Origin of the sequence: Streptomyces sp. NPDC051909 (assembly GCF_040681095.1) — a bacterium.
In the GTDB taxonomy this organism is placed as follows: Bacteria; Actinomycetota; Actinomycetes; order Streptomycetales; family Streptomycetaceae; genus Streptomyces.
Genome location: NZ_JBFAYA010000004.1, coordinates 80975 through 95002, shown reverse-complemented (window position 1 = coordinate 95002; position 14028 = coordinate 80975). Strand labels below are relative to the sequence as shown.

Below are 14028 nucleotides of genomic sequence, written 5' to 3'. Positions count from 1 at the left end.
GGCTGCCGGCGGGGAGCGGGGCGACCCGTCAACCCGGCGGCGCCGCGCGCGCTACGGTGGGGCATCGGATCCCGGCCCCGGTCTTCGCACCGGCCCGTTCCGGCAGCAGAGCAGCAGGGCAGCAGGGCAGCAGGCACAGCGTCGACGCACGAGGTGGGGGCAGAGCACACCCATGGCACAGGGCACGGTCCAGGTGACGCACACCGGTACGTCGCGGTGGCGGCGCCGCACGGGCGAGTACCCCTCCCTCGCCGCCGCCCTGGAGGCCGCGGGCGACGGGGACGTCCTCACCGTGGCCCCGGGCACCTACCGGGAGAACCTCGTCATCCGGCGGGCCGTCACCCTCCGGGGCGGCGACGGGTCGGTGGGCTCGGTGCGGATCGCGCCCGCCGACGGCGTGCCGCTGACCGTACGGGCCTCGGCCACCCTGCAGGACCTGCACATCGAGGGGCAGGACGCGGCGGCGCCCGCGCTGCTCGTCGAGGACGGCACGCCCGAGCTGCTCGACCTGCGGATCGTGACCCGTTCCGCGGCCGGTCTCGAGGTGCGCGGCGCGGCCCGGCCCACCGTGCGGCGCTGCACCGTCGACAATCCCGCCGGGGTCGGGCTCGCCGTACTCGACGGCGCGGGCGGGGTGTTCGAGGAGTGCGAGATCGTGTCCGCCGGGCAGTCGGGGGTCTCGGTGCGCGGCGGCGGGCATCCGCGCCTGGAGCGCTGCCGGGTGCACCACGCCTCGGGCGCCGGGATCGCGGTGACCGGCGAGGGCAGCGGCCTGGAGGGCCTCGGCTGCGAGGTGTACGAGATCAAGGGCGCCGGGTTGCAGATCGCCTCCCGGGCGACCGCGCATCTCACCGACTCGACGGTGCACCGGACCTCGGCCGACGGCATCACCCTGGACACCGACGCGGTGCTCACGCTGTCCGACTGCGACATCCACGACGTGCCGGAGAACGCCGTGGACCTGCGGTCCCGTTCGGTCCTGACACTGACCCGGTCCACGGTGCGCCGGTTCGGGCGCAACGGTCTCTCGGTCTGGGACCCGGGGACCCGGGTGGACGCCAACCAGTGCGAGATCCACGACAGTACGGGCGACTATCCGGCGGTGTGGGTGAGCGACGGCGCGACGGCCGTGCTCGACTCCTGCCGCGTGCACGACGTGCCGGACGCGCTGTTCGTCCTCGACCGGGGCTCGCGCGCCGATGTCGTCGACAGCGATCTGTCGCAGGTGCGCAACACGGCCGTGTCGGTGAGCGACGGCGCCACGGCCCAACTGGACGACTGCCGGATCCGGGAGGCTTCCACGGGCGCCTGGTTCCGGGACCACGGCAGCGGCGGCACGCTGGGCGGCTGCACCATCGACGCGGTGCAGACCGGGGTCATCGTCACCAAGGGCGCTGATCCGACGATCGAGCGGTGCACGGTCACCTCGCCCGCCGAGGCCGGTTTCTACGTGTCGGCGGAGGGCCGCGGCTCCTTCCTGGGCTGCCGGGTGACCGGCAGCGGGGGCTACGGCTTCCATGTGATGGACGGCTGCCGTACGACACTGCGCAAGTGCCGCACGGAGCGCTGCTCGCGCGGGGGTTACGAGTTCCCCGAGGAAGGGCCGGTCGCGGAGGACTGCACCAGCGACGAGAGCCAGGTACGGACCCCGGCCGGGCCGGAGCCGGGCGGGGTGCTCACGGCCACCCGGTCGACGGGCGGGCTGCTCGGCACGGTGCCGGCACCGCGCTCCCCCGCCGTGGTGGCGTCCGTGCCGGCCGCCCCTGAGCCGGTGGCCTCGCGGTCCTCGCAGGAGGTCCTCGGCGAACTGGACGCGCTGGTGGGCCTGGAGAGCGTCAAGCACGAGGTACGGACGCTGACCAACATGATCGAGGTGGGGCGGCGCCGGCAGGAGGCGGGCCTCAAGGCCGTGTCCGCGCGCCGCCATCTGGTCTTCACCGGCAACCCCGGCACCGGCAAGACGACGGTGGCGCGGCTCTACGGCGAGGTGCTCGCCGCCCTCGGGGTCCTGGAGCGGGGCCATCTGGTCGAGGTGTCCCGGGTCGACCTGGTGGGCGAGCACATCGGCTCGACGGCGATCCGAACCCAGGAGGCCTTCGACCGGGCCCGTGGCGGTGTGCTGTTCGTGGACGAGGCGTACGCGCTCGCGCCGGAGGACTCGGGGCGGGACTTCGGGCGCGAGGCGATCGACACGCTGGTGAAGCTGATGGAGGACCACCGGGACGCGGTGGTGGTGATCGCCGCGGGCTACACGGCGGAGATGGAACGCTTCCTGACCGTCAACCCCGGGGTGGCCTCGCGTTTCTCACGGACCATCACCTTCACCGACTACGTCCCCGAAGAGCTGCTGCGGATCGTGGAGCAGCAGGCCGAGGAGCACGAGTACCGGCTCGCGGAGGGCAGCGGCGAGGCCCTGGTGAAGTACTTCGCCGAGCTTCCCAAAGGCCCCACCTTCGGCAACGGGCGCACCGCACGCCAGACCTTCGAGGCGATGGTGGAGCGGCACGCGGGCCGGGTCGCCGCGCTCGTCGAGCCGAGCACGGACGACCTGACCCTGCTCTATCCGGAGGATCTGCCAGAACTGCCCTGAATGGGCGTGGTGTTGTCTCGTTGCCTGGGCAGCGCGGGCGGCAGCCGGTCGAGCAGTGCGGCGCGGGCGGCGGCGAAGGCCGGGTCGGCCTGGTAGTCGGAGTGGCCCAGGATCGGTTCCGGCAGCGGGTGTTCACGGGTGCGGCCGTACGCGACGGGGTCGAGCAGTTCGGGGCGGTCGACGTCCGGCCGGTCGCCCTCGGCGGGGACCCGGACGGGTCCTCCGATGGGGTCGGTGGCCCGGTAGAGGTTGCTCCAGCAGTGCACCGTGCGGTGCAGGCCGCGCAGCGCGTCGGGGCCGAAATAGGCGGGGAACCAGCGCCCGTAGAGGCGTTCGAGCGGCGAGCCGTACGTGAGCAGCGCGACCCGGCCGCGGGTCGCGGGCGGCAGTTGCCAGACCGCGGCGGCGGCGAGCACGCTGCCCTGGGAGTGGCCTGAGATGACGAGCCGGCCGCCGGTCTGCCGGGTCCAGGAGCTCATCCGCCAGGTGAGGTCGGGGACGGCCCGCTCGGCGTAGCAGGGCGGGGCGAAGGGATGGGCGGCGCGCGGCCAGAAGGTGCCGACGTCCCAGAGGATGCCGATGGTGCGGCGGGCGGAGGGGTCCTTGTAGGCACGGCGGCCCAGGGTGACGAAGAGCAGGAAGCCGAAACCGATCATCCAGGAGCCGAGGGACTGGGCGGCGGTGGCGGCCGAGGCGATGGCCGGGTGGGCGCCGTCGAAGGCCCGTCCGGGAACGTTTCCGCTGGCCCAGGCGCCGGCCACAGAGGCCGCGCCGAGCAGCAGGGTGGCGCCGGAGACGACGCCGACGAGCACGGGCGCGGAGTCGGTGAGCGCGGCGCGGGCCCGGCTCGCCGCGATCTGGTCGGTGCGCAGCCGGTCGGGGTCCGCCTCGCGGTAGGCGGCGTCGACGACCGGGCGGAGCCGGCGCCCGGCGAGCACGGTACGGGCGACGAGCAGCGCAGTGGGTGCGAGGAGCAGCAGGAGCAGGACCGGGATGACCGAGGCCTGCCAGCTCAGCAGCACCGGCGGGCCGGTCATCGGGCCGTCGCCGGTCCCGGGCGTGCCGGACCCGTCGAGCCAGTCGGCTACGCGCTGGGCGACGCCGCCCGACATGACGCCGCCGAGGGCGCAGGCCAGCATGGCGGTGGCGGGTCCGCCGAGCCCGTACAGGGCGGTGCGCGGGTCGCGGATCGGTCGTTGGAGCAACAGGGCGACGCAGGCGAGGGCGACGACCAGACCGCCTTGGGCGAGGGTGAGGACGCCGAAGGCGGGGTTGCCGGGCAGGGTGCCGGTGGAGGTCCAGTCGGGGCGGGACCAGCCGGTGTGGACGGCGGTGAGCGCGAGCAGCAGCAGTGCGGCGGCGGGCAGCCAGGAGACCAGGGCGCGTTCGATGCGCAGGTCGAGCCGGTGCTCGCTGCGGCCGCGGCGGCAGACCACCCACAGCACGACGAGCCCGAGGACGACGAGGGCGCCCTGCAGGGGCCGGCCGAGGAGTTCCCGCGCGCCTCCGGGGGCGGCCCGGTGGTCGTGGCCTGCCGCGGCGCCGGCGAGGACCGCGGCGACGGTGAGGAACCCCGCGGCGGTGTGCGCGGCGCGCAGCCGGGCGACGAGCCTGCGGCCGTACCAGAAACCGGGACGCCCGAGGGCGGGCCGGAGTTCGACGGGTGTGGCCGGGGCGGGGGTCACGGTGTCGGCGGCCTCGGTGTCGCCGGCCTCGGTGTCGCCACCGGCGGCGGGGGCGGGCGCCGGATCGGGCTCGGCGTCCGGGTCGGCGTCGTAGCCGGTCGGCGGGCGCTGGGCCTCGTACGCGCTCCAGGTGCGGTTGGACAGGTACCAGAGCAGGCCCACGAGGGCGGTGGGTACGAGCGCGGCGAGCGCGAGCCGGCGGCCGGGCTCGGACCACCAGCCGCCGCGCTCGGCGGACAGGAAGCCGAGCCAGGAGCGCTCTCCGGCGCAGTCGGCGGAGCCCGCGCACTGCCAGGCCGTCAGATCGAGGGCGACCTCGCAGGCGGCGGCGGTGAGCAGCACGGTCAGGGTGAGCGCGACGAGCCGGACGAGGACGCCGTAGAGGCGCACGAGCCGGGCGCGGCCCTCGGCGGGCGGGCGCATCCAGTGGGCGAGGTTGACCACCATGAACGGCAGGAGCAGCAGCCACAGGGCGCGGGTGCCGTTGCCGGAGGTGAGGTTGGACCAGCAGTAGGCCTCGGGCACGGGGCCGTCGGCATGGCGCTCGGGGTGTTCCTCGGCGTCGACGTCGTCCCGGCGGCGGAACACCGCGGCCGTCCTGTCGCCGGTGACCCGCACCGTGCGCGGGTCGTCCAGCATGTCGGCCGGGGTGGCTCCGCCCACGCCGTGGACGAGCAGTTCGAGCGCCGCACCCCCGCTCGTCGGGTGCGGTGTGGCAGGGGACACGTCGGTGGCTCGCTCTCTCGGTGGGAGGATCGGGCGGTGGGAGGATCAGCGGTGACAGGATCCCGGGTGGCGGGATCCCGGGTGACAGGATCCCGATGGCAGGATCTCGGGTGGGAGGATCTCCGGTGGAGGTCCGGGCCGGAGGGCTCGGCGGCGTCCACCAGGATCGCGGACGACCGCGCCCGGCGGGGCCGTCCTCACCGAATCCGACGCCCTTCCTCCTTTGTTTCCCCATTCCTTCGGAAAGGACCGGCCCCGGCGGTGAGTGACCATCAGAACCTGTTGGCGGAGCAGCGACGCGCGCTGATCCTCGACGAGGTGCGCCGGCGCGGCGGTGTACGGGTCAATGAGCTGACCCGCCGGCTGAACGTCTCCGACATGACCGTCCGGCGGGACCTGGACGCGCTGGCCCGGCAGGGCATGGTCGCCAAGGTGCACGGCGGCGCGGTGCCGGTGGACGAGGCGAGCGTCCACGAGCCGGGCTTCGAGGCGAAGTCGGTGCTGGAACTCGGCGCGAAGGAGGAGATCGCGCGGGCGGCGGCACGGATGGTGCGGCCGGGCACGGCCATCGCCCTTTCGGGCGGTACGACGACCTATGCCCTGGCCCGGCAGCTGCTCGACGTGCCGGAGCTGACCGTGGTGACGAACTCGGTGCGGGTCGCGGACGTGTTCCACGAGGCGCAGCAGTCCGGTGCGGGCGGCGAGGCGCGGCCGGGCGCGGCGACGGTGGTGCTGACCGGCGGGGTGCGGACCCCGTCGGACGCGCTGGTGGGTCCGGTGGCCGACCAGGCGATCCGCTCGCTGCACTTCGACGCGCTGTTCCTCGGGGTGCACGGCATCTCCGTGGAGGCCGGTCTGTCCACGCCCAACCTGGCGGAGGCCGAGACCAATCGGCGCCTGGTGCAGGCGGCGCGGCGGGTGGTGGTCGTCGCCGACCACACCAAGTGGGGGACTGTGGGCCTGAGTTCGTTCGCCGCGCTGGACGAGGTGGACACGCTGGTGACGGATCCGGGCGTGTCGCCGCGGGTGCGGGCCGAGATGGCGGAGCATCTGCCGGGGCTCGTGGTGGCGGGCAAGGAGGACCCGGACGCGGAGGAGCACGAGGAGGCGCACGAGGGCGACGGCGCGGCGTACGGGGACGCGCCGGAGTGAGCCGGTTCCTGATCGAGCGGACCGTCGCGCTGCCGCCGGAGGAGGTGTGGCGCCGGCTCACGGACTGGCCGGCGCACGGCGCGCGGGTGCCGCTCACCCGGACGATCGTCCTGACGCCCGGCCCTGACGGCCTGGGCACCCGGTTCACGGCGCGCACCGGAATCGGCCGGCTCGGTTTCGACGACCCGATGGAGGTCGTGGTGTTCACCCCGCCCGCGCCGGGCCGTACCGGTGTGTGCCGGCTGGAGAAGCGGGGCCGGGTGGTGCTCGGCCGGGCCGCGTTCGAGGTGACGGGGGCGGCCGTCGGCAGCCGGGTGGTGTGGATCGAGGAGTTGCGCCTGCGGGGCGTGCCGTCCGTCTTCGACCCCCTGCTCGCGGCGGCCGGCCGGTGGGTGTTCGCCCGCGCGCTCGACGGACTGCTGCGTCACTGACGGGTTGTCAGTTACGGTGGTGGGCCACGACCCCGAGACGGGAGGTACGGCCATGCAGCGCCGACTCCGGCCGGTGGAGCTCGACTTCGCCGAGTCCGCGCCCCTGCGCCTGGTGTTCGCCACCGAGTTGGCCGCCCCGCCCTCGGCGGTCTACCGCTCGCTCGCGGTGGAACTCGGCAGCACCCCCGCCTGGTTCACCGCGGTGGCCGCCGCGACGCCGACCCACGGCGGCGCCGGGCGCACGGTCCGGCTGCACGGCGGGATCGAGTTCCGCGAGACGATCCTGGCGAGCGACCCCGGCGCGCGCTACGCGTACCGGATCGACCGGACCAACGCCCCGGGCCTGACCGCGCTCCTGGAGGAGTGGGTGCTCTCCCCCGCGGCGGACGGCACGCGGGTGCGCTGGACCATGGCCGTGGACGGCAACGGCCCCTGCCGGCTGGCCCTGCGGCTCGCCCGCCCCGGCGTCGGGAAGTCCTTCCGGGACGCGATGCGCAACCTGGACCGGCGGCTCACTCCGGCCAGACACCCGTCGCCAGGAACCGGTCGATAGCGGCGGAGTAGGGCGCGATGTCGAGGCCCTGGGCGGCCAGCCAGTCGTCCGAGTAGTACTTGTCGAGGTAGCGCTCGCCCGGGTCGCAGATCAGGGTGACGACGCTGCCGGTGCGCCGCTCGGCGACCATCTCGGCGACGATCTTCAGCGCGCTCCACAGGCCGGTGCCGGTGGAGCCGCCCGCCTTGCGGCCGATGGCGTCCTCCAGGGCGCGGACGGCGGCCACGCTGGCCGCGTCCGGGACCTTCATCATGCGGTCGACGGCGCCGGGCACGAAGCTCGGCTCCATGCGGGGCCGGCCGATGCCCTCGATGCGCGAGCCGCAGTCGGCGGTGGCCTCCGGGTCCTCGTGCACCCAGCCGTCGAAGAAACAGGAGTTCTCCGGGTCGGCCACGCAGATCCGGGTGTCGTACTGCATGTAGTGCACATAGCGGGCGATGGTGGCCGAGGTGCCGCCGGTGCCGGCGGTGGCGACGATCCACGTGGGTTCCGGGTAGCGCTCCAGCTTCAGCTGCTGGTACATCGACTCGGCGATGTTGTTGTTGCCGCGCCAGTCGGTGGCCCGCTCGGCGTAGGTGAACTGGTCCATGTAGTGGCCGCCGGTGCGCTCGGCGAGGGCGGCGGCCTCCTCGTACATGGTGCGCGAGTCTTCGACGAAGTGGCAGCGGCCGCCGTGGAACTCGATGAGCCGGCACTTCTCCGGGCTGGTGGTGCGCGGCATGACGGCGATGAAGGGGACGCCGATCAGCTTGGCGAAGTAGGCCTCGGAGACGGCGGTCGAGCCGCTGGAGGCCTCGATGACGGGCGCGTCAGGCCGGATCCAGCCGTTGCACAGGCCGTAGAGGAAGAGCGAGCGGGCGAGCCGGTGCTTGAGGCTGCCGGTCGGGTGGGTCGACTCGTCCTTGAGGTAGAGGTCGATGCCCCAGCTCTCGGGCAGCGGGAAGCGCAGCAGGTGGGTGTCGGCCGAGCGGTTCGCGTCGGCGTGCACCTTGCGCACGGCCTCCTTGAGCCAGGACCGGTAGCCGGGGTCGCTGCGGTCGACATCGACGGTGGCCATGGGGCCGATGGTGCTGGTCATGCGTGTCTGCCTCTTCTCACGGTGCCCGCGGGGTGTCCGCGGGAAGGCTCGTGGCGGGTGTCCACGGGGGTTCCCCACTGACCGACAATACCGCTCTCACCTGGGCAAACGTTCCCTTTGAGAGTCCATAGGAGTCGCTTACGGAAGGTCTGCTGGTGCACCGGGGCGCGGCCCGGCACACTGGGGACAGGCAGCCTGCGCGAAGGGGGCGGAGCACCATGTCGGAGCGCGAGTCGAAGGCCGAGTCGGAACCCGAGTCGGAGCCCGAGTTCACGGCCACGGGGGTACGCATCGAGCGCTGGCCCCGCTCGCTGACCCGCGCGGGCGAGGTCCGGATCGAGGACGGACGCCTTTCGCTGCTCACGAGTTACGGCAGCGAGATCGACAGCGCGCCACTCGGTACGGTCCGGGCGGGCCGCCCGTGGTTCGCCAAGGACGACGAGGCGGTGGCGACGGTCAACGGCACGCGCTACCGGCTGTCGGGCTCGGGGCGCCTCCTGGAGGCCCTGAAGAAGGCCACCGGTCACGCCGGCCACCACTGAGCCCGACCACACCACCGACCCCGACCGCTCCGCCGCCCCCGCCTGTCCGCCGCCTCTGACCTGCGGTGGATCGCCGCGAGTTGCGACCCGGTCACCACTGGTTCAGGCTGGAACCACCTCACTGAGGGTTTACCTGCGGTGACGCTGCGATCCAGCCCACCGCCCTGCTACACCGCATGACAGATCCGAATCTCCGTCTTCTTCCGGACCTACTTCGGGGAGTCGCAGCCGTGATCAGCGAGCCCAGCAGGTACTGCACGGTGGAGCTTCAGGCCCTGCCGGCGCGGATCGGTCAGGTCCGCAGAATCGTTACGGCGCAGCTGCGCCACTGGCATCTCGATTCCTTGATCGACCTTGCCGCGCTCGGCGTGACCGAGCTCCTGACCAATGTTCACCGACACGCGCAGCCCGACAAGACGTGCACCGTCGAGATCGCGCTGCTGCTCGACCGCCTCACGGTCTCCGTCCGCGACAACGACCCCCGGATACCGGGCGTCGCCGAACCGGACGCCGACGAGGACGAGTTCGCGACCTCCGGCCGCGGCCTCGCCATCATCGAGGCGATGAGCGAGAGCTGGGGCGTGCGCCCCCAGGGCGAATCCGGGAAGTGTGTCTGGTTCACCCTCCAGGCGCCGTCCTCACCGGTCGCCGTCCTGCCGCACCTCGACGCCGTGCACGGCGCCACCACCGACGGCCCGCTGGTCGACGCCGTACCGCTCGGCGCGCCGGGCCTGGTGCAGTCCGCGGCCCGCTGACCGCAGCGGACCTGACCGAAGCGGACCGACCGAAATCGGACCGTCCGATGCGGACGGCACCGCGTCGGACGACGCGGCCGAGCGGGGGCCGGTCTCCCGGAACCCCCGCCCCTCGGCCTCCTCTGACGCCGGTTCACTCCGTCGCGACGGCCCGCAGCACGTCCAGGCGGGCCGCCCGGCGCGCCGGCCGCCAGGCCGCGACGACACCCGCGGCGAGACCGATCAGAGCGACCACCGCGAGCCGCAGCGGCGGCAGCGCGAAACTGAACGCGCTGTCCGAGGCACCGTCCGAGGCCCCCACCAGGACCCAGCCGAGGAAGCCGCCGAGCAGCAGCCCGCCGACCGTGCCGAAGGCCGCGACGAGGACGGACTCCCAGCGGACCATGGCCCGCAGCTGCGCCCGGGTCTGGCCGACCGCCCGCAGCAGGCCCAGTTCGCGGGTGCGTTCGTGCACGGCGAGGGTCAGCGTGTTGGCGATGCCGAGCAGGGCGATCAGGACCGCCAGCGCGAGCAGCGCGTAGACCAGGGTCAGCATCATGTCGATGCCGGCCGCCGAGGACTCCGCGTACTCCTCACGGGTCTGCACCTCGGGGTCGCCGAAGCGCTCCGCGACCCGCTGCACGGCAGCCTCGCCCGCGCCGGTGGAGACACCGTCCCGGAACGTCACGGCGACCAGCCGGTCGGCGTCCTGGATCCGGTGCGGGGCCCAGGCCTGACGGGTGAGCAGATAGTCGCCTGCCAGGTCGGCCCGCGTGTACACGGCCCGTACGGTGAAGGTCTGCCGGGTGCCGTCGGTGAAGGCGAGCTCGGCGGTGCGGCCGGGCACGAGCCCGTACCGCTCGGCCTCGTCGTCGGCCACCGCGATCCCGTCCGTGCCGAGCCCGGTCAGCGAGCCGCGTACGGTCCCGAGGTCGAGCACCCGGGAGAGCGCCGCCGGGTCCGTGACGGTCAGGGCCCGGCCCCGGCCGTCGACCTCGGCGATCCCGCGTCCCAGGCCGACGGCCGTGTCCACCTCGGGCAGCGCGGCCACGGCGGGCGCGAGACCCGGGCTGAGGCCGCTGCCGCCCGCGCCGAACGAGGGTGTGCTGACGGCCACGTCACCCGCGAAGGAGCGGGACACCGTGTCGTCCATGGTCGCCTTGAGGGAGGCGCCGAAGACCGTGAAGAGGGAGACCACGGCCACGCCGATCATCAGCGCGGTGGCGGTCGCGGCGGTACGGCGCGGGCTGCGCAGCGCGTTGCGGCGGGCGAGCCCGCGGTTGGTGCCGCGCAGCGGGCCGCCCAGGATCCGTACCGCGTACGAGGAGGCCACCGGGCCCAGGACCACGAACGCGGCGAGCGCGAGCACCGCGCCCGAGCCGGCGAGCCACAGCGAGGGCACCGCGAGCACCCCGGTGAGCACCAGGCCGACGGCGAGCAGCAGCAGCCCGGCGCCGAGCGCGGTGCGGCGGCGCGAGGCGGCGGAGTCGTCCACGGCGGTCTCGCGCAGCGCGGCGAGCGGGGCGGTGCGCCCGGCCCGTACGGCGGGCAGCAGGGCCGAACCGACACAGACGGCGAGACCGACCGCGAAGGGCAGTACGAGCGAGACCGCGCCGATCACCAGGGAGCCGTCCGGGAACGGGAAGCCGATCGCCGGGAAGAGGGCCTGCAGACCGGCGGCGATGCCGATGCCGCCGAGCAGCCCGGCCGCCGAGGCGAGCACCGCGACGGCGACCGCCTCGGCCAGGGTCATGCCGACGACCTGGCGGCGCTCGGCGCCCAGCGCGCGCAGCAGCGCGTTCTCGCGGGTGCGCTGGGCGACGACGATGGCGAAGGTGTTGTGGATGGAGAACACCGAGACCAGCAGGGCGATGCCGCTGAAGACCAGGAGCAGGGTGGTGAACAGGCCGAGGAAGCGGCCGGAGATCGTCTCGTTGCTCTCGTCGGTGGCCTGCCGACCGGTGATCGCCTCGACGTCGTCGGGGAGAGCCGGGGCCAGGGCCTCGACCAGCTCCTCCTGGGAGGTCCCGGGGCCGGCCCGGACGAGGATGTCGGTGGCCTCACCGGGCTTCGGCGCGAGGTACCTCTCGGCGTCGGCCGGGGTCAGACCGGTGTAGGTGACCTGGCCCATGCCGTCCTCGCCGCCGAAGGTGGCGAGACCGACGACGGTCACGCGCACCGGGTCGGGGGTGCGCAGGACGGTGGTGGAGCCGAGCGTGAGGCCGCCGGCCTCGGCGGCGCCGCGGTTGACGACGACCTCGCCGGTCTTCTGCGGGGCGCGGCCCTCGGCGAGGGCGTACGGGTTGAGCTCGGGGTCCGCGATCCAGGTGCCGGCCAGGGTGGGCGGGCCCTGACCGCCGACGGGCTTGCCGTTCGCACCGACGAGCTGGCCCGCCCCCTCGACGCGCGGGACGGCCGCCGCGACGCCCGGGACCTGGGCGATCCGGGCGGCGAGGGCGGCGTCGACCGGGCCGCGGGTGCCCTGGGTCTCGCCGGCCGCGGTCACCACGTCCGTACTGCGGACGACGGCGTCGGTGCCGCGGTTGGCGTCGGCGAAGAGGGTGTCGAAGTTGGCGCGCAGGGTGTCGCCCATGACCAGGGTGCCGGTGAGGAAGGCGACGCCGAGCAGGACGGCCGCGAAGGTGCCGAGGAAGCGGCGCCGGTGGGTGCGGAGGGAGGCGAGCGAGAGGCGGAGGGTGGTCATGACACCGCTCCTCTGCTGTCGAGGGACTTCATCCGGTCCAGGACGAGTTCGGAGGTCGGATCCTGGATCCGGTCGACGAGCCGTCCGTCGGCGAGGAAGACCACCTCGTCGGCGTGGGCGGCGGCCACCGGGTCGTGGGTGACCATGACGACGGTGCGGCCGGTGCCGCGCACGGTGTCGCCGAGCAGCCGCAGCACCTCCTCGCCGGAGCGGGAGTCGAGGTTGCCGGTGGGTTCGTCGGCGAAGACCACGTCGGGGGCTCCGGCGAAGGCCCGGGCGACGGCGACCCGCTGCTGCTGGCCGCCGGACAGCTCGCTCGGGCGGTGGTGCAGCCGGTCGCGCAGGCCGACGGTGTCGATCAGGGCGTCGAGCCGCGCCCGGTCGGGGGTGATCCCGGCCAGGTCCAGAGGCAGGGTGATGTTCTCCGCGACGGTCAGCGTCGGCAGCAGGTTGAAGGCCTGGAAGACGAATCCGATCCGCTCGCGGCGCAGCAGGGTGAGCCCGCGGTCGTCGAGGGCGGAGAGATCGGTGTCGCCGATCAGCGTGGAGCCGGAGGTGAGGGTGTCCAGACCGGCGGCGCAGTGCATCAGGGTGGACTTGCCGGAGCCCGAGGGGCCCATGATCGCGGTGAAGCGGCCGGCCGGGAAGCCGACGCTCACCCCGTCCAGGGCCCGGACCTCGGTGTCTCCGGCGCCGTAGACCTTCACGGCGTCGACGACGCGCGCGGCGGCGGCGGGGAGCGCGGTGCTGGTCATCGGCGGCGCCCCTTGTCATCGGTCGTGCGGCCGAACTGCTCCTCCAGGACCGTCAGCCGGCGCCAGTACTCGTCCTCGTCGATCTCGCCCGCGGCGAAGCGGTGGCCGAGGAGCGCGATCGGCGACTGCTCGTCCACGCGCGGGGTGCCGGGACCGGCCGGACCGTATCGGCGAAGCCGGCCGAAGCGGCGCAGCAGGGTGATCACGGTGATGATCACGGCCGCCCAGAAGAGCGGGAAGAAGAGGATCCACGGGCCGGGGCCCGCGTGGGCGAGGGTGTTCATCGTCGGTCAGCTCCTCGTGCGTCCTTCTCGATGCCTTCGGTGATGCTTCGAGACTCGCTCCGGGAGGGCCCCCGGGTCGTCGTACGGCCAGCGGCTTCGCACGTACCACGGCGGGAGTACGGGCAGGCCCGGCGGCTGCTCCTCGACTCTGTACCTACTGGTATGTACAGTGAGGATCATGAGCGCTGCCAGGAATGCCGACGCCTCCGAGCGACTGATCGAGGCCACCCGCGAGCTGCTGTGGGAGCGCGGTTACGTCGGCACCAGCCCGAAGGCGATCCAGCGGGCCGCCGGAGCGGGCCAGGGCAGCATGTACCACCACTTCGACGGCAAGCAGGATCTGGCCCTTGCCGCGATCCGGCGGAGCGCGGCCGAGCTGCGGGACGCGGCCGAGCGGGTCCTCGGCGGCACGGGCACGGCGTACGAGCGGATCGAGGCGTATCTGCTGCGCGAGCGCGACGTGCTGCGCGGCTGCCCGGTGGGGCGGCTGACCATGGACCCCGAGGTCGTCGCGAGCGAGGAGCTGCGGGCACCCGTCGACGAGACGCTCGACTGGCTGCGCGGCCGGCTCGCCGGGATCGTCCAGGAGGGCCTGGACGCCGGGGAGTTCGGCGCGGAGGCCGGCGGTCCGCCGGACTCCGGGGAGCTCGCCGCGACGATCGTCGCGACCGTCCAGGGCGGCTACGTCCTCGCCCGCGCCACCGGCTCCCCCGCCGCCTTCGACACGGCCGTACGCGGCCTGCTCACGCTGCTCGCCCCCCCCGTACCGCCCGACCCACCGCCCGACCCACCGG

At 74.0% G+C, this 14028-nt stretch carries 11 protein-coding genes and 1 pseudogene; 7 read left to right on the top strand and 5 right to left on the bottom strand.

Annotated features, from left to right (window positions below; all coding sequences use genetic code 11):
• Window positions 1-172: 172 nt before the first annotated feature.
• On the top strand, window positions 173-2590 hold the full coding sequence (locus AB0M18_RS07965; RefSeq protein WP_365755958.1) for a right-handed parallel beta-helix repeat-containing protein: 2418 nt from the start codon (window positions 173-175) through the stop codon (window positions 2588-2590).
• On the opposite strand, the gene AB0M18_RS07960 is transcribed toward AB0M18_RS07965, so the two are convergent.
• Window positions 2560-5001: a hypothetical protein gene (locus tag AB0M18_RS07960; protein ID WP_365755957.1), complete on the bottom strand. Its 2442-nt coding sequence runs from the start codon at window positions 4999-5001 to the stop codon at window positions 2560-2562. The genes AB0M18_RS07965 and AB0M18_RS07960 overlap by 31 nt on opposite strands.
• A gap of 261 nt (window positions 5002-5262) precedes the next feature.
• On the opposite strand from AB0M18_RS07960, the gene AB0M18_RS07955 reads away from it, so the two are divergent.
• The 3 genes from AB0M18_RS07955 to AB0M18_RS07945 are packed head-to-tail and all read left to right on the top strand — an operon-like array spanning window position 5263 to window position 7137.
• Window positions 5263-6153 (top strand): DeoR/GlpR family DNA-binding transcription regulator, encoded by an 891-nt coding sequence (locus AB0M18_RS07955; RefSeq protein WP_365755956.1) that lies wholly within the window; start codon window positions 5263-5265, stop codon window positions 6151-6153.
• Window positions 6150-6584, top strand: a complete 435-nt coding sequence (locus AB0M18_RS07950; protein WP_365755955.1) for an SRPBCC family protein — start codon at window positions 6150-6152, stop codon at window positions 6582-6584. Before AB0M18_RS07955 ends, AB0M18_RS07950 begins: the two co-directional genes overlap by 4 nt.
• A gap of 52 nt (window positions 6585-6636) precedes the next feature.
• A complete protein-coding gene (locus AB0M18_RS07945; RefSeq protein WP_365755954.1) occupies window positions 6637-7137 on the top strand; it encodes an SRPBCC family protein in 501 nt (166 codons plus the stop codon).
• Here the strand turns inward: AB0M18_RS07945 and AB0M18_RS07940 are convergent.
• A complete protein-coding gene (locus tag AB0M18_RS07940) occupies window positions 7097-8215 on the bottom strand; it encodes a PLP-dependent cysteine synthase family protein (RefSeq protein WP_365755953.1) in 1119 nt (372 codons plus the stop codon). The genes AB0M18_RS07945 and AB0M18_RS07940 overlap by 41 nt on opposite strands.
• Before the next feature lie 218 nt (window positions 8216-8433).
• Here AB0M18_RS07940 and AB0M18_RS07935 point away from each other — a divergent pair, with 218 nt between their 5' ends.
• Both AB0M18_RS07935 and AB0M18_RS07930 read left to right on the top strand, forming a co-directional pair.
• Window positions 8434-8757, top strand: coding sequence for a hypothetical protein (locus AB0M18_RS07935; RefSeq protein ID WP_365755952.1), 324 nt, complete (start codon window positions 8434-8436; stop codon window positions 8755-8757).
• 230 nt (window positions 8758-8987) lie between these two features.
• Window positions 8988-9512 (top strand): ATP-binding protein, encoded by a 525-nt coding sequence (locus tag AB0M18_RS07930; protein ID WP_365755951.1) that lies wholly within the window; start codon window positions 8988-8990, stop codon window positions 9510-9512.
• Between the two features lie 133 nt (window positions 9513-9645).
• Here the strand turns inward: AB0M18_RS07930 and AB0M18_RS07925 are convergent, their stop codons facing one another.
• From AB0M18_RS07925 to AB0M18_RS07915, 3 genes are read right to left on the bottom strand one after another with little or no spacing between them, the layout of a single operon-like run.
• A complete protein-coding gene (locus AB0M18_RS07925; RefSeq protein ID WP_365755950.1) occupies window positions 9646-12195 on the bottom strand; it encodes an ABC transporter permease in 2550 nt (849 codons plus the stop codon).
• Window positions 12192-12950, bottom strand: coding sequence for an ABC transporter ATP-binding protein (locus AB0M18_RS07920; protein ID WP_365755949.1), 759 nt, complete (start codon window positions 12948-12950; stop codon window positions 12192-12194). Before AB0M18_RS07920 ends, AB0M18_RS07925 begins: the two co-directional genes overlap by 4 nt.
• A complete protein-coding gene (locus AB0M18_RS07915) occupies window positions 12947-13234 on the bottom strand; it encodes an SHOCT domain-containing protein (protein WP_365755948.1) in 288 nt (95 codons plus the stop codon). Before AB0M18_RS07915 ends, AB0M18_RS07920 begins: the two co-directional genes overlap by 4 nt.
• A 178-nt stretch (window positions 13235-13412) precedes the next feature.
• On the opposite strand from AB0M18_RS07915, the pseudogene AB0M18_RS07910 reads away from it, so the two are divergent.
• A pseudogene (locus AB0M18_RS07910) lies at window positions 13413-13994 on the top strand (TetR/AcrR family transcriptional regulator); the annotation flags it as partial.
• Between the last annotated feature and the right edge of the window lie 34 nt (window positions 13995-14028).